This is a genomic window from Amycolatopsis ultiminotia (assembly GCF_039536925.1).
GTDB classification, from domain to species: domain Bacteria; phylum Actinomycetota; class Actinomycetes; order Mycobacteriales; family Pseudonocardiaceae; genus Amycolatopsis; species Amycolatopsis ultiminotia.
On the sequence record NZ_BAAAZN010000005.1, the window covers coordinates 141,632 to 158,524 of the forward strand.

Annotated in this window: 18 protein-coding genes; 3 read left to right on the plus strand and 15 right to left on the minus strand. The window is 70.3% G+C overall.

The genetic code is table 11. The features are described 5' to 3' along the window. Nucleotides 1-356: 356 nt before the first annotated feature. The 7 genes from ABD793_RS13660 to ABD793_RS13690 form a co-directional block, all read right to left on the minus strand. Nucleotides 357-1,472: a CapA family protein gene (locus ABD793_RS13660; RefSeq protein WP_344860190.1), complete on the minus strand. Its 1,116-nt coding sequence runs from the start codon at nucleotides 1,470-1,472 to the stop codon at nucleotides 357-359. A gap of 317 nt (nucleotides 1,473-1,789) precedes the next feature. Next, the gene (locus tag ABD793_RS13665) at nucleotides 1,790-3,106 is read right to left on the minus strand and encodes a DNA polymerase IV (protein WP_344859536.1); all 1,317 of its coding nucleotides are present in this window, start codon (nucleotides 3,104-3,106) and stop codon (nucleotides 1,790-1,792) included. Nucleotide 3,107: 1 nt separating this feature from the next. After that, complete coding sequence (locus ABD793_RS13670; protein ID WP_344859538.1) at nucleotides 3,108-3,419, minus strand: winged helix-turn-helix domain-containing protein; 312 nt, start codon at nucleotides 3,417-3,419, stop codon at nucleotides 3,108-3,110. Beyond that, complete coding sequence (locus ABD793_RS13675) at nucleotides 3,416-4,075, minus strand: hypothetical protein (RefSeq protein ID WP_344859540.1); 660 nt, start codon at nucleotides 4,073-4,075, stop codon at nucleotides 3,416-3,418. The genes ABD793_RS13670 and ABD793_RS13675 overlap by 4 nt, the downstream gene beginning before the upstream one ends. Before the next feature lie 51 nt (nucleotides 4,076-4,126). Further along, nucleotides 4,127-4,861, minus strand: coding sequence for an ABC transporter permease (locus ABD793_RS13680; RefSeq protein ID WP_344859543.1), 735 nt, complete (start codon nucleotides 4,859-4,861; stop codon nucleotides 4,127-4,129). After that, on the minus strand, nucleotides 4,858-5,802 hold the full coding sequence (locus ABD793_RS13685) for an ABC transporter ATP-binding protein (RefSeq protein ID WP_344859546.1): 945 nt from the start codon (nucleotides 5,800-5,802) through the stop codon (nucleotides 4,858-4,860). The genes ABD793_RS13680 and ABD793_RS13685 overlap by 4 nt, the downstream gene beginning before the upstream one ends. After that, complete coding sequence (locus ABD793_RS13690; RefSeq protein WP_344859548.1) at nucleotides 5,799-6,458, minus strand: hypothetical protein; 660 nt, start codon at nucleotides 6,456-6,458, stop codon at nucleotides 5,799-5,801. Before ABD793_RS13690 ends, ABD793_RS13685 begins: the two co-directional genes overlap by 4 nt. Here ABD793_RS13690 and ABD793_RS13695 point away from each other — a divergent pair. After that, a complete protein-coding gene (locus tag ABD793_RS13695; RefSeq protein ID WP_344859550.1) occupies nucleotides 6,447-7,619 on the plus strand; it encodes a macrolide family glycosyltransferase in 1,173 nt (390 codons plus the stop codon). The two genes, ABD793_RS13690 and ABD793_RS13695, sit on opposite strands and share 12 nt — an antisense overlap. A 183-nt stretch (nucleotides 7,620-7,802) precedes the next feature. On the opposite strand, the gene ABD793_RS13700 is transcribed toward ABD793_RS13695, so the two are convergent. Continuing rightward, the gene (locus ABD793_RS13700; RefSeq protein ID WP_344859552.1) at nucleotides 7,803-8,339 is read right to left on the minus strand and encodes a PadR family transcriptional regulator; all 537 of its coding nucleotides are present in this window, start codon (nucleotides 8,337-8,339) and stop codon (nucleotides 7,803-7,805) included. 73 nt (nucleotides 8,340-8,412) lie between these two features. On the opposite strand from ABD793_RS13700, the gene ABD793_RS13705 reads away from it, so the two are divergent. Next, complete coding sequence (locus ABD793_RS13705) at nucleotides 8,413-9,384, plus strand: hypothetical protein (RefSeq protein WP_344859554.1); 972 nt, start codon at nucleotides 8,413-8,415, stop codon at nucleotides 9,382-9,384. Here the strand turns inward: ABD793_RS13705 and ABD793_RS13710 are convergent. From ABD793_RS13710 to ABD793_RS13725, 4 genes are read right to left on the minus strand one after another with little or no spacing between them, the layout of a single operon-like run. Then, nucleotides 9,365-11,092, minus strand: a complete 1,728-nt coding sequence (locus ABD793_RS13710) for an aminotransferase class V-fold PLP-dependent enzyme (protein WP_344859556.1) — start codon at nucleotides 11,090-11,092, stop codon at nucleotides 9,365-9,367. The two genes, ABD793_RS13705 and ABD793_RS13710, sit on opposite strands and share 20 nt — an antisense overlap. Next, nucleotides 11,089-11,856, minus strand: a complete 768-nt coding sequence (locus ABD793_RS13715; protein ID WP_344859559.1) for an amino acid ABC transporter ATP-binding protein — start codon at nucleotides 11,854-11,856, stop codon at nucleotides 11,089-11,091. Before ABD793_RS13715 ends, ABD793_RS13710 begins: the two co-directional genes overlap by 4 nt. Next, nucleotides 11,849-12,742, minus strand: coding sequence for an amino acid ABC transporter permease (locus ABD793_RS13720; protein WP_344859561.1), 894 nt, complete (start codon nucleotides 12,740-12,742; stop codon nucleotides 11,849-11,851). The genes ABD793_RS13715 and ABD793_RS13720 overlap by 8 nt, the downstream gene beginning before the upstream one ends. Next, nucleotides 12,729-13,685, minus strand: a complete 957-nt coding sequence (locus ABD793_RS13725; RefSeq protein WP_344859563.1) for an ABC transporter substrate-binding protein — start codon at nucleotides 13,683-13,685, stop codon at nucleotides 12,729-12,731. The genes ABD793_RS13720 and ABD793_RS13725 overlap by 14 nt, the downstream gene beginning before the upstream one ends. Nucleotides 13,686-13,783: 98 nt before the next feature. Between ABD793_RS13725 and ABD793_RS13730 the strand changes: the two genes are divergently transcribed. Continuing rightward, on the plus strand, nucleotides 13,784-14,176 hold the full coding sequence (locus tag ABD793_RS13730) for a pyridoxamine 5'-phosphate oxidase family protein (RefSeq protein ID WP_344859565.1): 393 nt from the start codon (nucleotides 13,784-13,786) through the stop codon (nucleotides 14,174-14,176). A gap of 190 nt (nucleotides 14,177-14,366) precedes the next feature. Here the strand turns inward: ABD793_RS13730 and ABD793_RS13735 are convergent, their stop codons facing one another. The 3 genes from ABD793_RS13735 to yczE form a co-directional block, all read right to left on the minus strand. Next, nucleotides 14,367-14,969: a response regulator gene (locus tag ABD793_RS13735; protein WP_344859567.1), complete on the minus strand. Its 603-nt coding sequence runs from the start codon at nucleotides 14,967-14,969 to the stop codon at nucleotides 14,367-14,369. Beyond that, on the minus strand, nucleotides 14,966-16,141 hold the full coding sequence (locus ABD793_RS13740) for a sensor histidine kinase (protein WP_344859569.1): 1,176 nt from the start codon (nucleotides 16,139-16,141) through the stop codon (nucleotides 14,966-14,968). Before ABD793_RS13740 ends, ABD793_RS13735 begins: the two co-directional genes overlap by 4 nt. Nucleotides 16,142-16,219: 78 nt before the next feature. After that, the gene (gene yczE, locus ABD793_RS13745; protein ID WP_344859571.1) at nucleotides 16,220-16,873 is read right to left on the minus strand and encodes a membrane protein YczE; all 654 of its coding nucleotides are present in this window, start codon (nucleotides 16,871-16,873) and stop codon (nucleotides 16,220-16,222) included. Nucleotides 16,874-16,893: the final 20 nt, after the last annotated feature.

Sequence of the window (16,893 nt, forward strand, 5' to 3'; positions counted from 1 at the left end):
CGTCAGCAACCCGGACACGTCAGCAACCTGGGCGCGCCAGCACCCTGGACGCGTCACCAACCCCAACCGGACCAGCAACCCCAGCCACACCAACAAACCTAACCGCACCAGCAGTCCCGAGCGCGTCAGCAACCCCGGGCGCGCGCACCAACACCCCTGGGCGCACCAACAACCCCGGACGCACCAGCAATCCAGCCACGCAGCACCAACAACCCCCGGCTCACCAAGAACCCCCAGCGCACCAACAACCACCAGCCGCACCAACAAACCCCGGGCGCCTCAGCAATCCAGCCACGCCGCACCAGCAACCCCAGCCGCACAAACAACCCCGGGCGCACCAGCAACCCCCGGGCGCCTCAGCGCCCCGGGCGGGTCAGGCCTTCGTCGCCGGCGTCGCGGGACAGGACCACTTTGTCGGTGTTCGACAAGGCTTCCTGGCCACGCGGGGTCGGCGGCGCGGCGGTGAGATCCCGCAGCCGGATCGGCGGACCGAGGTCGATCAGGGTGGGCAGGTACTCCGCGCGGTCGACGCTCCAGTGCCCGCCGGCGCGGGTGAAGTGGAAGCGGGCCGCCACGCCCTCTTCGGTGGAGCCCCGCGGTTCGTCGTGCCGGGCGACCTCGTTGCCCAGTCCGAATGCGACCCACTTGCCCTCCACTTTGGCGAACGGCTGCACCACATGCGCGTGGTGTCCGATGATCAGGTCCAGATCCGGGGAGGCGAGCAGCTTTTCGGCCAGCTGCTGCTGCTCGTCGGTCACCTCGTGGTGGTACTCGACGCCCCAGTGCATGCTCGCGATCACCACTTCGGCACCGGCCTGTTTCGCCGCGTGCGCTGCGGCCAGGATTTCGTCCGCGTCGATTTCGTTGGCCAGCCACGGTTTCCCGGCCGGCCGCTCGATACCGTTGAAGCCGAAGGCGTAGGACAGCTGGGCGACCTTCACCCCGTGCACGTCGAGGATCAACGGCTTCGCGGCCTCTTCGGACGACCGCGCGGACCCGGTGTGCTTCAGCCCGGTCTCGTCGAGCTTGTCCAGCGTGCGCGTGACTCCGGAGGTCCCCTGATCGAGGGTGTGGTTGGAGGCCGTGGAACAGGTGTCGTACCCGGTGTCCCGCAACGCATCCGCGATCTCCGGCGGCGCACTGAACGACGGATACCCGTGGTAGGGCCCACCCTCCGGGGCAAGTGGCGTCTCGAGGTGACAGATCCCCAGATCGGCCCCGGACACCACCGGCTTCACCCCGGCGAGCAGCCGGCGGTAGTCGATGGTGCCGCCGCCGTCGGCCTTCGCCTGATCGGTGAGCCGCGGGTGGATCAGCACATCACCCGTCGCGGCAACGGAAAACCCGTCCGGCTCCGGTGAAGCCGATCCGGCGGGCGCGCCCGGCGAGTCCGGCGCCGGTTGCGCGGCAGGCCCACCGCCGCACCCCGCGAGCAGCAACGCCACCCCGGCCAGCGCACCCACCCGCAGCATGCCTGCTCTCCCGGCAGGTCCCGCGTCGGCGGGGCTCATCCTGACCGAGTCCGGTGCGCCGGCGTCTGCCGCGCCACGCTCGCGGCGGAAACCCGTCATCATTCATCCCCTTTGCCCGGCTGCGCGGCACATCCTGCCGCATGCCCGCCGATCGGCCCGACCGGCCCGGCCAGGCACCGCACACCGATCGGCCGACACCCAGGTCACGCCGGAAAAATCAGGACAGCACCGTGCACACCAGCACCCTCCGTAGCCCTCGGTGGCCGGCTGTGCCCGCCGCCGTGGTCGACCTCGCCTGCGGCAGCGGCCACGACGGCTCAGGCCAAGCAGTCCGACGGCTGACCGCGGGTCAGCGCCGGATCGGTCTGCTCGAAGGTGCGGGCCGATCCCGGGCCGGAGGTGCGCGTCTCGAACCGCACGGTGACCCGGCCGTGGCCCGCGCCCTGGACCCAGCCGGTGCCGTGCTCCGCGTGCACCACGTCGTCACCGGGGCGCCAGCCGGAGGTCGACGACGGCGCGCTGCCGCCGGGCGACGGTGCCGAGGTGAGCACCGGCGCGGCCGCCGCCGGGACAGTCAGCGAGAACAACGCGTCCTGGTGCGGTACGGACAGGCCGCTGAATGCGACACCTGCCAGCCGGACGCCACCGAACTCCGTGGGGTCGAGCAGTAGCCGTTCCGCGGTGGCCGCAAGCTGGTCGAGGTCGTCGGTGGGGGAGGCGGTGGTTTCCGAACGGGTCACCGTGCTCATGTCCGTATGCCGCAGCTTGATCACCACGGTGCGCGCCACCCGGCCCGCCTTCACCAGGCGTGCGTGCGCCGCGCCGGCGATCTTGCGGACCTCGGCCCGCAACCGTGCCAAGTCGACCACGTCCGTCTCGAAGGTGGTCTCCGCGCTTACCTGCTTGGCCTCGCCGCGTTCGGCGACCGGGCGGTCGTCGGCCCCGCCGGCAAGCCGGCGCAGCTCCCGTCCGACGACCCCGCCGAGCGTCGACACCGCGTCCGGCTCCGGCAGTTCGGCCAGCTGGCCGAGGGTGAGCACGCCGATGGTGCGGAGTTTCGCCTCCGCGACCGGGCCGATCCCCCACAGCGCGCGCACCGGCAGCGGTGCCAGGAACTCCCGTTCGGTGCCCGGTGGCACGACCAGCAGTCCATCGGGTTTCGCCCGGTCCGAACCGATCTTCGCGACCTGTTTGCCGACACCCGCGCCGATCGACGCGGTCAGCCCGGTCCGCTCACGGATCCGTGCCCGCAGCTGCTCGGCGAACTCCGCCACCTCCGGCGGCGACGCACCGGCCAGCCCCGGTGGCTCGGCGAACGCCTCGTCCAGCGAGATCCGTTCCAGCACCGGCGCGACCTCGCTGACGACGTCGAAGACCTGCTTGCTCAGCAGTTCGTAGAGCCGGAACCGCGGTGGCAGCACCACTGCGCCCGGCGGCAGCAGCCGGCGGGCCTGCGACATCGGCATCGCCGAGCGCACGCCGTATTCGCGGGATTCGTAACTCGCACCGGCCACCACCCCTCGCGATCCGGTTCCGCCGACCACGACCGCGCGCCCGCGCAGCGTCGGCCGGGTGAGCTGTTCGGCCGAAGCGTAGAACGCGTCGAGGTCCAGGTGCACGACCCAGCGAGCCACGTCAGGTCCCGGCGTCCAGCAGCCGGTGCAACGCCTCGGTGTAGCTCTCGAACGCGGTCCGTCCCTTGCGGGTGAGCCGCACCAGCGTGACCGGTGTGCGGTGCTCGTAGGCTTTGGTGATCTCCACGTACTCGGCGTCTTCCAGCTTGCGCAGGTGCGTGGAGAGGTTGCCCGCGGTCATTTCGAGCAGCTGCTGCAGCCGGGGAAAGGTGATCTGGTCGGTGGGCCGCAGCCCGGCGAGCGCGACGGTGACCCGGAGCCGGGCCTGCGCGTGGATGACCGGGTCGAGCTCGGGCAGCGCGGGACCGGTCACCGCGCGGCCCGGCCTTTCCGGTCACGCACCACGAAAACCACCGCGGCCACCGCGAAACCGCCACCGCCTGCGAGCGAGAGCACCAGGAAGTTGCCCGGTACGCCGATCAGCACGCTCAGCCCGCCGCACACCGAAATCCAGGCCCCGAACCCGTAGGGCAGCGGGTCCTGCCACAGCATCCCGCCCGCGAGGTAGAGCGCGCCGGTGAGCAACATCGAGGTGCCCGACCACAGCAGCGCGATCACGTCCGGCCGGTCCCCGAGCAGATCCGTCAGCCGGAGGTCGACCAGGTACATCGAGCCGAACGAGATCACCCACGCCCAGCCGTACATCCGCCCGATCCGCCGCGACGGACCACGGATGCCGCGGCTCACCCGGGTGCTGTGCCAGGCGGTGTAGCCGATCGCGCAGACGAACAGCACGCCGACCACGACCGCCGCCGCCCAGCCGGGCAGCAGTGCACCGGCCCGGTGGTCGGACAGGTAGACCAGTCCCCAGCCGACCAGCCAGGCGAGCGCCCAGACCCCGAGCAGACGCGCCGGGCTGGTCCGAAGCTCACGACGCGTCCGCTCGTGCTGCCGGGCGATGAGGTCCAGCGATTCGGCCGCGGACAGCGACTGCCCCTCGCCGGCCGGATCCACCTCGTCCTCGTTCACCTCATGCCCTTCCCCCGTGCCGACCCCACAGACAGCACGGAAGCTAACACGTCAGGCCACCTTCCCCTGGTCCAGCCGGAACCGGCGCAGCACCACGAGCGCGGGCAGCACCAGCCACGCGGCCAGCACGCCGACCGCCGGTCCGAGCCCACCGCCGGGTCCGAGCGCCACCGTGCCGAGCCGGCCGAGCCAGTAGGTCGGCGTGAAATGGGCCACGTCGGACATCCACTCCGGCATGAAGGCCAGCGGCATCCACAGCCCGCCGAAGACCCCGAGCGGCAGCATCAGCGCGCCGGTCATCGCACCCACCGTGTCGCCCTTGCCGAACAACCCGAGCAGCAACCCGAGCACCGCGAACGGCAGCGCGCCCAGCCACAGCGCGACCGCGGTGAGCAACCACTGCGCGAGGTCCAGCTGTACCCCGCGCAGTGCGCCGGTCAGGTAGACGATCACGACCACGGGCAGCGCCATCGCCATCGCCGACGCGATCTTCACCGCGAGGTAGCCCGGCCCGCGCATCGGGGTGAGACGCAGTTGCCGTTGCCAGCCGTCGGTGCGGTCGGTCGCGACTCTGGTTCCGGTGAACAGCGCGCCGCTCATCGCGCCGTACGCGGCCATGTTGATCATCGTGGTGACGCTCGCCTTCAGCCCGCCCGGCCCGGTCTCGTCCCCGAACAGGCCGCCGAAGAGCAGGAACATACCCACCGGGACGACGATCGTGAACAACGCGAACTGCGGGCTGCGGATGATCCGGAGGATCTCCAGCCGGAGGTAGACGAGGTTCATCGGAGCACCTCCCGTGGCTGCGGATGTTCCGGTTGCTCCGACGACTCCGGTGGCGCCGGTTGCTGCGCGGTCAGTGCCAGGAAGGCCTCCTCCAGACCGGCGGCGGTGATCTCGATCGCGCTCGCCCGCGGGAACGCACGCAGCAACGCACGGATCGTGAGATCGGAATCGGTGCACGCGAGTTCGGCACGCTCGCCTTGGCATCGGGCGCTGGCCACGCCGTCCAACGCGGCGAGGTCCTTCTCCACTGCCCCCGGTACGAGGGCCCGCAGCACGCGACCGGTGACGTTCGCACGCACTTGCGCCACCGGACCGTCGGCCACGACGTGTCCCTGGCGCATCAGCACGACGCGGTCGGCGTAGTCCTCGGCTTCGGCGAGGTAGTGCGTGGCGAACAGCACAGTGCGCCCGCCAGCGGTGAATTCCCGCATTGACGCCCAGAACGTCCGCCGCGCGTCCACGTCCAGTGCCGCGGTGGGCTCGTCGAGCACCAGCAGTTCCGGATCACCGGCGAGCGCGATCGCATGCCGGACCCGCTGGAGCTGCCCGCCGGACAACCTGCCACACCGCCGCCCGGCGAACTCCCCGATCCCGGCGCGCGCGTAGATCTCCCCGACCGGCAACGGCGTGCGGAACATCGACCGGTGCAGCCGAACCAGCTCGGCGGGTGTGAGGTCCCGCAGCAGGAAACCGTTCTGCACCATCGCCGCCATCCGCCCGGAGTCGAGTGCCGCGCGCGGGGTGCCGCCGAACACCCGCACCTCCCCCTGGTCCGGCGTGCTGAGCCCGAGCAGCAGGTCGATGGTGCTCGACTTGCCCGCCCCGTTCGGCCCCAGCAGCGCTACCACCTCCCCGCGCGCAACATCCACCGAAACCCCGTCGACGGCAGGCACCGCCCCGAATCTCTTGACCAGGCCACGCAGCCTGAACGCTTCCGTCATGCCAACCCCCAGGTGTGCGACGTATGGAGTTTGTACCACAAAGTCCACGGCTGTGAAAAGTAGTGCGCATCCCGAAGCGGACCGCGGTGGATCTTGCCGGGGCGGACGGGCAGGGGCGCGGGCCCACCGCCGAGGAACGTGATGATCACCTCGGCGGCCTGGTTGTTGTCGTCGAGACCGTTCCAGGTGTGCTGCCCTACGCCGGACAGGAAGTGGGTCCGGGTGATCGCCGGATCCGCGGGAATGCGGTCGTCCATCAGGATCGGCTCGCTACGCCCACCACCTGCCGGTTCAAACGCGTAGACGGCGGCCTGTCGGCAACGCCCGGTGTTCGACGGATTCGTCACGTTCGAAATCGGCGGCGCCCTGCCCGCAGCCGACAGACCAACCGCACCCGAGCGGCGCCACAGTGCAACCAAGTAAACCCCTGTCACGCCAGGGAAACCGGTCCGTCGTCGTTGTCCGCTACCCGGGCGCCGGGAAAACGGCTGGCCGGTTCTCCGGCCCGCCGGTACGGTGTCTCCCATGACGATCTTCGTGCGCTTGCGCCGGCATTGATCCCGGCGTGACTCTTCGGGCCGCTCGCCGTTCGGGCGGTCCCCTTCCTGCGCGCCGGGCGCTTCTCCGTCCGGAAAGGACTCTTCGTGGGCAAGCACATCGTCATGGTCGGCTGCAGTGCACCCAGCCACGTCTATCCCTCCCTCGCCCTCATCCGTGAGCTCGTCCGGCGCGGGCACCGGGTCAGCTACGTCGTCGGGGAGCCGCTGGCCGAACTGGTCGCGAGCACCGGTGCGGACGTGGTGGTGCATCCGACGATCTTCCCGTTCGGCCCGTCCGCCGAATGGCCGGACGACCCCGCCACGGCCATGCGTGTGTTCCTCGACGAGGCGATCACCATCCACCCGCAGCTCACCGCGAGGTTCGACGAGGACCGGCCGGATCTGCTGCTCTACGACATCGGCGGCCTCGGTGCACCGGTGCTCGGCCACCGCTACCGCGTGCCCGCGGTCCAGCTCTCCCCCGCGCTCGTCGCGTGGGACGGCTACGAGCAGGACCTGGCCGAGACCCTGCAGGCCATCCGCAGCTCACCGTCCGGAATGGACTACGACCGGGCGAACACCGCGTGGCTGCGGAAAAACGGCATCGAGGAAGACGGCTGGGACTGGCTCGGCCATCCGGCGCACATCCTGTCGCTGATCCCGCGCGCAATGCAGCCGAATGCCGAGCGCGTGCCGTCGAATGTCCGGTTCGTCGGGCCGTGCCTCGATCCGGAACGGCTCACCGAGGGCGGCTGGACCCCACCGTCGGACGGGAAACCGGTGCTGCTGGTGTCTTTCGGCACCTCCTACACCGACCAGCTCGACGTCTACCGCGCGTGCGTCACCGCGTTCGCCGACGGTCGCTGGCACGTGGTGCTGACGATCGGCAAGCACGTGTCCGCCGACGACCTCGGCCCGCTGCCGTCGTCGTTCGAGGTGCACGAGCGAGTGCCGCAGCTGGCCGTACTGGAGGCCGCATCGGCGTTCGTCACGCACGCCGGGATGGGCAGCTGCACGGAGTCGCTGTGGTACGGCGTGCCCACGGTCGCCATCCCGCAGGCCGTCGACCAGTTCGGCAACGCCGCACAACTGGAGTCACTGGGCGTCGGCAAGCACCTGCCCGCCGACCAGGTCACCGCGGAAACCCTGCGCGAAGCCGTCGACAGCGTGGCCGGCTCCCCCGAGACAGCCGCCCGCCTGACCGAACTGCGCAAGGAAATCCGCGCACACGGCGGAATCACCACAGCCGCGACCGCAGTGGAGGACTTCCTGCGCTGACCACGGGACGGGCCACGGTGTCCGGCACGAGAACTCGCCGCCGGGCTCGACACAGACCGGGTCGCTGGACTGGTAGCCGGCCACACGGTCAGTGACAACCACCGGATTCCGCACCCGCCATACGACCGGTAACCAGCCACCCGATTCCGCACCGGCCCGCGGCGGGGTAAGCCGCGGGCCGGGTCAGCGCCGGTCCAGTTCGCCCGCCTCGAGCCGGCCGGCCAGCCGGGCGAGCCAGGTGGCGTCGTGCCGGAGCCGGGACGCGAGGAAATGCGCCTCGATCATGTGCAGTTCCTCGACCCCGGCCCGTTCGATCGTGGCGGTCAGCGCCTGCCGGTCGGCACGCAGACCGTCGGCCCGTTCCCGGAGCAGACCCACCGCTCGGTCCCGGGGCAGCACCCCGAGGTAGGCCAGCGCGATCAGGAACCGGGCATCGGCGTTCGGATCGCTCTCTGCCAGCTGCCGCTCCACCCGCGCACGGAAGTCGGCAAGCCCGGCCTCGGTCAGGGTGACCTGCTGGCGCTCCCCCGTTTCCGCCACCGACACGAGCCCTTCCTGCGCAAGCGATTGCACCAGCGTGTACACCGTCGCGGTCTTCACCGGCAGGAAGGCATACCTCGTGCGCAGTTCGCGCAGCAGCGCGTACTGATGGCGGGGGCTTTCCACGAGCAGCCCCAGCATCGGCAGCACGAGCGGGTTGTCCAAGGCGTTCTGCGGCACCCGGACAGGATAGCGCAAATAGTCGTATACGAGTACGCTGCTCGTATACGACTATCCGAGACGAGGGAGACCGATGATCACGTTCGGCATCTGGCCCGGCGTCGTGCCCAGCGACCTCGTGCGGCTGGACACGTTCATCCCGGCGCCGCCGGAGGACATCGAGCGCACCACCGAGGCACTGCGGCAGCTGTCCGCCGGTACCACCCGGTTTTACGTGCGCGGCTATCGCAGCTACCGCAGTACCCAGCCGCCGACACCGGAAGACCTCTCGCCCTATCTCGGCGGAGGCCGGGTCGCGGACGTCGTGTTCGGCTATGGCAGCGACCAGCCCGATCCGGCGGGGTTCGCCGCCGCGATCCGCGGCGCGGTCCGGGAAGTCGCCGAACTCGGCGGCGGCAAGCTCCAGGTCTGCGAAGAGGTCAACGTGCCGGCGCCGCTGGACGGCGGACGTCCCGGCTGCTACGACGCCCTCGCCGCGGGAATCACCGCGGCAGTGGCCGAACGGGACCGGCTCGGCGCCGAGGTGGCCGTCGGGTTCAACGCCGCGGTCGCGCTGCCCGGCGACCCGTTCTGGCCTTCGGTGCAGTCCAGGGTGGATCCCGGGGTGCTCGACCGCATCGACTATCTCGGCCTCGACTTCTTCCCCGACGTGTTCCGCCCGGCGCCACCGGACGTCCTGCCCGGCGCGGTGGCGCACGTCCTGCGCTCGTTCCGCGAATCCGCTTCAGCCATCGGCATTCCCGCGCGCGTACCCATCCACGTCACGGAAACCGGCTGGCCCACCGGACCCGATCACGGCGAGCCGGCGCAGGCCAGGGTCCTGCGTACGGTCGCCGAAACGGTCTTCGGCCTGGCGGCCGAACTCCACGTCGACACCTACGAACTCTTCGGCCTGCGCGACGGCTGCACCACCGGCCCCAGGGAGAACCGCTTCGGCCTGCTGCGCGACGACTACCGGCCCAAGCCCGCCTACCACACGGTGCGGAACCTCATCACCGAGCACGCGACCCGGCCGGGTGCACCGCTCAGCCGCGGATCTCGTTGAGGTAGTTGTAGATCGTGTAGCGGGTCACGTCCAGGTGGCCGGCCAGGTGGTCCACCGCGTCCTTGATCAGGAAGTACCCGGCCTCCTCGAGTTCGCACACCACGGCCGCCTTGTGCCGTTTCTTCATCAGCTCCACCGGAATCCCGGCCTTGCCGATCGCCCGGGTCACGAGGAACCGCTGCAGGCTGTCGACGTCCGGGGGGAACGTCTCGTCGCGCGCCGGGGTTTCCGCGGGGACCGCGCCGGGCAGTTCGCTGTTCACGCACAGGCAGCCGATCGCCACGCCGTCGGCATCACGCAGGAACAGCGTGGACGAGCGGATCGCGCGACCGTCCGGGCCGTGCGTGCGGTAGTTCGTCAGGTCCTGCGTGGTGCCGCGGCGGACCAGGCCGAGCAGCAGGTCGGTCATCGGGCCGCCGACCGTGCGGCCGGTGAGGTCGCCGGCGATGGCGACAATCGAATCGGGCAGCCGGGACAGGTCGTGCAGCAGCACCTCGTTGCCGGGTCCGAGCATCGCGGCCAGGCCCTCGACCGCGGGGATCAGCGCGGTGAGCAGTTCGTGCGTGGCACCGGTGTGCGCGGGTGCCGTCACCGCAAACGATTTCCGTGGCCGGGTCAGGGTCTCCAGCGCCGAACGCAGGTGCTCGGCAGCGGCGGCCGGGGTGGACGCGTGCGGGGAGAGCCGGACGTGCTCCGGCCGGACCGTCGCCGCGATCTCGGCCGCGTTCAGCGCGGCACCGACCTGCTCGGCCGGGTGGCCGGGCAGGGTGAAGGCGAGGATCCCGGCCCGCCGTTCGGTCGCCGACACGATCTCCGCCCCGCACGAGCGCAGTACGTCCTCCAGCTCCCCGACGCGCCGGCCGATCCGGTCCGCGATCGCGGCGACCCCGGCTTCCTCGACCAGTTCGAGTGCCACGGCGAACGCACCGGAGGTGATCGGGCTGAGGTTGGAGATCGACCAGCCCGCCGCGGTCGGCTCGGCCGGATGGATCTTGTCGTCGAACAGGCCCGGATCGCGGGCGCCGGTCCAGCCGGACAGCACCGGGTCCATCCGGTCCAGCGCCCGGTCCGACAGCACCGCGAATCCGGTGCCCCAGCCCGCCCGCAGCCACTTCTGGCCACCGACCACCAGCACGTCGGCGACCTCCCACGGCGCGTCGAGCACGCCGAAGCCCTGTATCCCGTCCACGATCAGCAACCGGTCGCCGACGACCTCGCGCAACGCGGCCAGATCCGCGCGGAAGCCGGTGCGGAAATCCACTGCGCTGACCGAAACCACCGTGGTCTCCGGCGTGAGTGCCGCCGCGACGCGCTCGGGTGTCACGTAGCCGCCGTCAAGCCACCGCGTGCGGACCCGGCCGAGCTGCTCGGCCCGTGCCCACGGATAGGTGTTCGCCGGGAATTCCGCGGCCGACACCAGCACTTCCCCGCTGCTGTTGAACGCAGCCTGGAACAACCCGAGGCTGGTGTGCGGGAGCAGCACGGTGTGGTCGGTGTCGCTGCCGCACAGCCGTGCGGCCGCCGCCTTGGCCCTGGTCTCCTGCCGCATCAACTCGTCCACAGTGGACGGACCGGCCCTGGTTGCCGCGTCCAGCAGGCTCGCCGTGGTGTCGAGCACCGCGTGCGAGGGCGGGCCGAACCGGGCGAAGTCCAGGTAGCCTGCGGATTCGTCGAACTGGAGCAGATAACGCGGCGGGAGCCGGATCACGGCAGGACCCGCGCGAGGAACTGGCGGGTGCGCTCGTGTGCCGGATCCTTCAGCACCTTCTCCGGCGGCCCGGTCTCGACCACCGCGCCGTCGGCGAGGAACACCACCTCGTCCGCGGCCTCCGCGGCGAAAGCCATCTCGTGCGTCACGACCACCATCGTCATCCCCTCCCTCGCCAACGTACTCATCACCGCGAGCACCTCGCCCACCAGCTCGGGGTCGAGCGCCGAGGTCGGTTCGTCGAACAGCATCAGCTTGGGTTTCATGGCCAGCGACCGGGCGATCGCCACGCGCTGCTGCTGGCCGCCGGACAGCTGTGCCGGATAGGCGTCCGCGCGCTGCGCGAGCCCGACCCGTTCCAGCAGCTCCAGCGCTTCGGACCGGGCCTTGCCCACGGGCGTGCCGAGTACCCGCACCGGCCCCTCGACCACGTTCTCCAGCACCGTGCGGTGCCCGAACAGGTTGAACCGCTGGAACACCATGCCGATGTCCCGCCGTTGCCTGGCGACGTCCTTCTCCCGCAGCTCGTAGAGCTTGCCGCCGCGCAGCCGGAAGCCGATCGGCTCGCCGTCCACCCACACCTGCCCGCCATCGATCGTCTCGAGGTGGTTCAGGCACCGCAGGAAGGTGCTCTTCCCCGCACCGGAAGGACCGAGCAGGCACACCACCTGTCCTTTGCGGACTTCCAGATCGATGCCCTTGAGCACCTCGGTGTGGCCGTAGGCCTTGCGCACCCCGACCGCTCGCAGCAATGGCTCAGACACCGGCACTCCGTACCAGCGGCATCCCGCGCAGCGCCTTGCCCGCCCGCGCGGCGGGTCCGCGATCGCTCGCGTCGAAGGCCCGCTCCAGATAGTGCTGCCCGACACCGGCCACGGTGACCACGACCATGTACCAGATCGCCGCAGCGATCAGCGTTTCCATCACCAGCAGGTTGTTCGAGGAGATGTTGTTGGCCGCGTGGATCAGCTCGGTCACGCCGATCACCGAGGCCATCGACGTGCCCTTGAGCATGTTGATGAAATCGTTGCCGGTCGGCGGGATGATCACGCGCATCGCCTGCGGCAGCACCACCCGGCGCAGCGTCGCGCCGGGCGTCATGCCGATCGACTTGGCCGCCTCGGTCTGTCCGGTGTCCACGCTGTTCAACCCGGCCCGCACGATTTCGGCCATGTACGCGCTCTCGTTCAGCGCCAGGCCGAGCAGCGCCGCGGTGAACGCGCTGATCAACAGGTTCGTCTGCTCGTGCACCAGATAACCGCCGAACGGCAGCCGGACCGAGATGACCGGGAAGATCAGCGCGAGGTTGTACCAGATCAGGATCTGCAGCAGTACCGGAAGTCCGCGGAACAGCCAGATGTAGGCCGCCGCGAACCACCTCGCCACCGGATTGGCGCTGCGCCGCAGCAAGGCGATCACGATGCCGAGCACGATGGCGACAGCCTGCGCGATCACCGCGAGCACCACCGTGTTGAGCAATCCGAGCGCCATCACGCGGTAGAACACGAAATCCGGCACCGAGGCCCAGTCGATCTGCGCCTGCGCGAGTGCGAGGCCGAGCAGCACGAGCAGTGCGACGATCACCGCCGCGGCGACCCAGCGGCCCCAGTGCCGCAGCCGGACGATCGGCAGCGGTTCAGCTTCCGCCATTGACCGCCGCCTCCTTCACCGCACCCTGCTCCACGCCCCAGGATTGGAGGATCTTGCCGTACGTGCCGTCGGTGATCAGTTCCTGCAACGCCTGCTTCACCGTGTCGCGCAGCTTTGCGTTGTTCTTGGCGAACCCGATGCCGTACGGCCCGCCCTCGATCGGCTGCCCCGGCACGACTTCGAAGAACTTGCCCTCGCCTGCCGTGCGGGAGATGTAGACCGCGCTGGGCAGGTCGTTCAGGATCGCCGCGACCCGGCCGGTGCGCAGCTGGTTCTGGTTCTGCGTGTCGCTGTCGGTGGCCGTGACGGTGATCGCCTGCTTGCCCGCCTGGGTGCACTTCGTGCTCTGCGCGGTGGCGAACTTCTGGTGGCTCGTGCCCTGCACCACGGCAACGTTCTTGCCGCACAACGTGTCCGGCCCGGTGATCGCGTCGGGGTTGCCCTTGCGGGTCATGATCGTGATGCCGGAGGAGAAGTAGTCCACGAAGTCGATCTGCTGCTGGCGTTCCGCCGTGTCGTTCATCGCGGCCATGGTCGCCTCGACCCGGCCGGACTGCAGGCTGGTGATCAGCGAGCCGAACGCCAGATCCTGATGGGTCACGGTGACGCCGAGTTTCGCGCCGATCGCCTTCGCGATGTCGACCTCGTAGCCGATCGGGGTCTTGCCGTCGGCCGAGTAGAAGTTGTTCGGCGCGGACTGGATGTTGGACGCCAGCCGCAGCGTCTTCGACTTGGCCAGCGCAGCCGGCAACGCGGCGGTGAGCTGCGGATCCGCCTGCACCGACTCGAGCACGGCGTGGTTGTCCGGAATGGCGCCGGACTCGGCGGTCTGCTGCCCGCCGCCGGCCCCGTCGGGGCCGCCGCCGCAGGCGGTGGTGACGAGCGCGAGCACACCGGCGAGCAGGGCGGCCTGCCGGCCACGGGAACGAAGCGGCGACGACATGCGGAACCTCCAGGGCGTCGTGGTGCGCGGAACGCTACAACTGCATGTTGAAGAGGTCAACACACGGTTGAATTTTTCTCTCGGCTAGCGTGCCGCCCATGGACCTCGATCGCGGCGAAGCCTTCCGGCAGTTCTGGACCGAACGCCGGCACGCTTCGCTCACCACCGTGCGCCCGGACGGCAGTCCGCACGTGGTCGCAGTGAGCGTGACGGTGGATTTCGAGCACGGCCTCGCCAGGGTGATCACCTCGGGCACCTCGCACAAAGCCCGCCTGGTCCGCTCCGCGGGCGAAGCAGGCCTGGCCGCCGCCGTCTGCCAGTTCGAAGGCCGAAAGTGGTCCACTTTGGAGGGCAGGCTCCGCCTGCGCAACGACCCCGCTTCGGTACAGGACGCCGAGGAACGCCACGCCCGCCGTTACCGGCAGCCCCGGGAGAACCCACAACGCGTGGTCCTGGAACTCACCGTGACCCGGGTGCTGGGCAACGCCTGAACCACCGCCTGCGCAGTCCGGATGCCGTCGATGATCCGGCCGCAGCGCTGCTGGACGGCCCGTGGCAGCGCGGTGCCGACGCCCTCAAGGTCACCGCCGTGCCACCGGTGTCCCCTGAGCCAGCCACCACGGCCCGTGGCAACGCGGTGCCGATGCGGGGAGCACCGCCGTCCCACCCGGCAGCCTTGCCCTACAGCCAGTCGTGTTCGCGCGCGTAGCGGGCCGCTTCGTGCCGGGTTCGGGTCTGGGTCTTCTGCATGGCGTTCGAGAGGTAGTTGCGCACCGTCCCCTCCGCCAGGTGCAGCTGCGTGGCGATGTCCGCCACCGAAAACCCTTCCGCGGTTCCCCGCAGCACGTCGAGTTCGCGATCGGTCAGCGGGCAGTCGTCCACCACCGCGAGCGCCGACACGTCCGGGTCGATCCAGCGCCTGCCCTCGTGCAGTGCCGTGATCACCGACGTGATGTGCGCCGGTTCCGCCGATTTGCTGACGAAACCCTGTACCCCCAGTTTGAGCGCCTTGCGCAGCACGCCCGGCCGGGCGTGCCGGGTCAGCATGAGGATCACCTGGTCCGGGCGGACCCGGCGGATCGCCGCGACCGCGCCGAGTCCGTCGACGCCGGGCATCTCGAGGTCGATCACGAGCACGTCGGGCTCGTGCGCCAGGGTGGCCTCGGTGGCGGATTCACCGTCCTCGGCTTCGGCGAGCACGGTGATGTCCCCTTCGAGCGGCAGCAGGGCGGCGAGTGCCTTGCGGAGCAACGCTTCGTCGTCGGCGAGCACCACGGTGGTCATCGGCGGTCCGCACCCGCCGAGGACATCGCCGGAACGGCATCCGCACGGACTTGCGGGAAGCCGGCGGCAGTGCGGAACCGTCCGGAGTTCTGCTCGACCTTCAACTCGCCTCCGTTGTCGGCCAGCCGTTGGCCGAGCGTGGAAAGCCCACGCAGCTGCGGGAGCGGGGCGTCCTGTGCGCCGTCGTTCACGATGGAAATGCTCGATTCCGCGAGCACGATGTGCACCTGCCTTGCCTGCGCGTGCCGGAGGATGTTGGTCGTGGTCTCGCGCAGCACCTGACCGAGCAGCTCGCCGACGCGGGGGTCGGCCTCGGCCGCACGCACGATCCGCACGTGGATGCCGGCCGCCTCGAACAGGTTCTTCGCGTTTTCCAGCTCGGTGGCCAGATTGAGCCTGCGCTGCGCGTGCGCGAGTTCCTTGGTCTGCGTGATGGTGTCGCCGACCAGGGTGTGCACTTCCCGCAGTTCCTGCGCTACCCGGTCGAGGTCCCGGTGCAACAGCTTCTCGGCGAGGGTGATCTTCAGCTTCACCACGTGCAGCGTGTGCCCCTGGATGTCGTGCAGATCGCTGGCGAACCGCATCCGTTCGCGCATCACGGCCAGCTCCGCTTCCCGGCCACGGGCGAGGTCCAGCTCCGTCACGAGGTCGTAGAACCGCTTGCTGACGAACATGAGTGCGGCCACCAGCGCGGTCGCGCCGGTGGGGAAGACGACGAACCCGATCAGCGCGTGAGACCCCTCGCCTTGGCCGGTGAAGACACGCACCACCCCCACCGCGGCCACGTAGCCGACCTGTCCCACCGCCAGCAGGCCCCGGTGCCGCCGCAGCTCGGGGATGACCAGTGAAGCGGCGATGTTGAAGCTGTAGAACGCCGTGGTCACGTTCATCAGCAGCGCGCCGACCGGCCACACCGCCGCGGTCACGAGCACGCAGGGCAACGCGACCGAGAAGACCTTTCCGCTCGCCCACTGCACGACGACGATCATCGCGGCCAGCAGCGCGACCGACAGCACGACCGCGTGCCACCAGGTCTTGCTGCCGACCGCCAGCAGCAGGATCCCCACCACGGCGAGCGGCGGGAGCAACGAGAGGAGGTTGAGCTTGCGCAGCCGCTCCTGCGTCGCCGATCCGGATCGCCGGTCCGCCGTGTGCGGTGGGCTGGGCTGCATGGCTGGGTCTCCGGGGTCGGGGCGGCGGATCGGCCCCCAGCATTGCGCACCTGCCGCCGCACCACCAGTGACACTGCGTCATGCCTTGTCCGGTTCCGATGTGGACAGCCGCACCGTCAGCCAGGGCAGGAAGAGGCCGACGAGCGGGCCGAAGCACACCGCGATCACCACGGTGCCGAAGCCGACCGTCCCGCCGAGCAGCCAGCCGGTCACCGCAACGAGGACCTCGATCCCGGTGCGCACCACGGCGACCGGCCTCCCGGTGAGCCGGACGAGACCGGTCATCAGCCCGTCGCGCGGTCCGGAGCCGAACTGCGCGCCGAGGTACAGCGCGTCGAAGAACGCCAGCGCCACCAGACCGCCGAGCAGGTAACCGAGCTGGGCGGCGAACCCGTGCGGCACCGGCAGGAAGCGCGCCGCGGCGTCCGCGGAGATCCCGATCACCGCCACGTTGAGCACGGTGCCGATCCCGGGCAGCTCGCGGATCGGGATCCAGGCGACGAGCACGGTCAGCGCGACCAGGTTCGACGCCCAGCCGAACGACAGCTGCGTGATCCCGGCGATCCCCTCGGTCAGCACGTTCCAGCTCGCCGCGCCGAGCCCGGACTGCACAAGGGCCATCACCGAAGCCCCGTAACCGACGAGGCCGACCAGCAGCTGCGGAATGCGGCGGAGTTTGCGCCCGGCACGCAGCTGCGCGAGCGCGCCCATGCGGACGATCGGAGAAGTCACCTTTCCAGCCTGATCGTCCT

Bases quoted from the DNA above. Each gene is read 5' to 3' on its own strand.
- ABD793_RS13740 (WP_344859569.1), bottom strand. From the start codon at position 16,141: ATGCAGCCCAGCCCACCGCACACGGCGGACCGGCGATCCGGATCGGCG.
- ABD793_RS13730 (WP_344859565.1), top strand. From the start codon at position 13,784: ATGGACCTCGATCGCGGCGAAGCCTTCCGGCAGTTCTGGACCGAACGC.
- ABD793_RS13705 (WP_344859554.1), top strand. From the start codon at position 8,413: ATGATCACGTTCGGCATCTGGCCCGGCGTCGTGCCCAGCGACCTCGTG.
- ABD793_RS13660 (WP_344860190.1), bottom strand. From the start codon at position 1,472: ATGCTGCGGGTGGGTGCGCTGGCCGGGGTGGCGTTGCTGCTCGCGGGG.
- ABD793_RS13720 (WP_344859561.1), bottom strand. From the start codon at position 12,742: ATGGCGGAAGCTGAACCGCTGCCGATCGTCCGGCTGCGGCACTGGGGC.
- ABD793_RS13680 (WP_344859543.1), bottom strand. From the start codon at position 4,861: ATGAACCTCGTCTACCTCCGGCTGGAGATCCTCCGGATCATCCGCAGC.
- ABD793_RS13725 (WP_344859563.1), bottom strand. From the start codon at position 13,685: ATGTCGTCGCCGCTTCGTTCCCGTGGCCGGCAGGCCGCCCTGCTCGCC.
- ABD793_RS13735 (WP_344859567.1), bottom strand. From the start codon at position 14,969: ATGACCACCGTGGTGCTCGCCGACGACGAAGCGTTGCTCCGCAAGGCA.
- ABD793_RS13685 (WP_344859546.1), bottom strand. From the start codon at position 5,802: ATGACGGAAGCGTTCAGGCTGCGTGGCCTGGTCAAGAGATTCGGGGCG.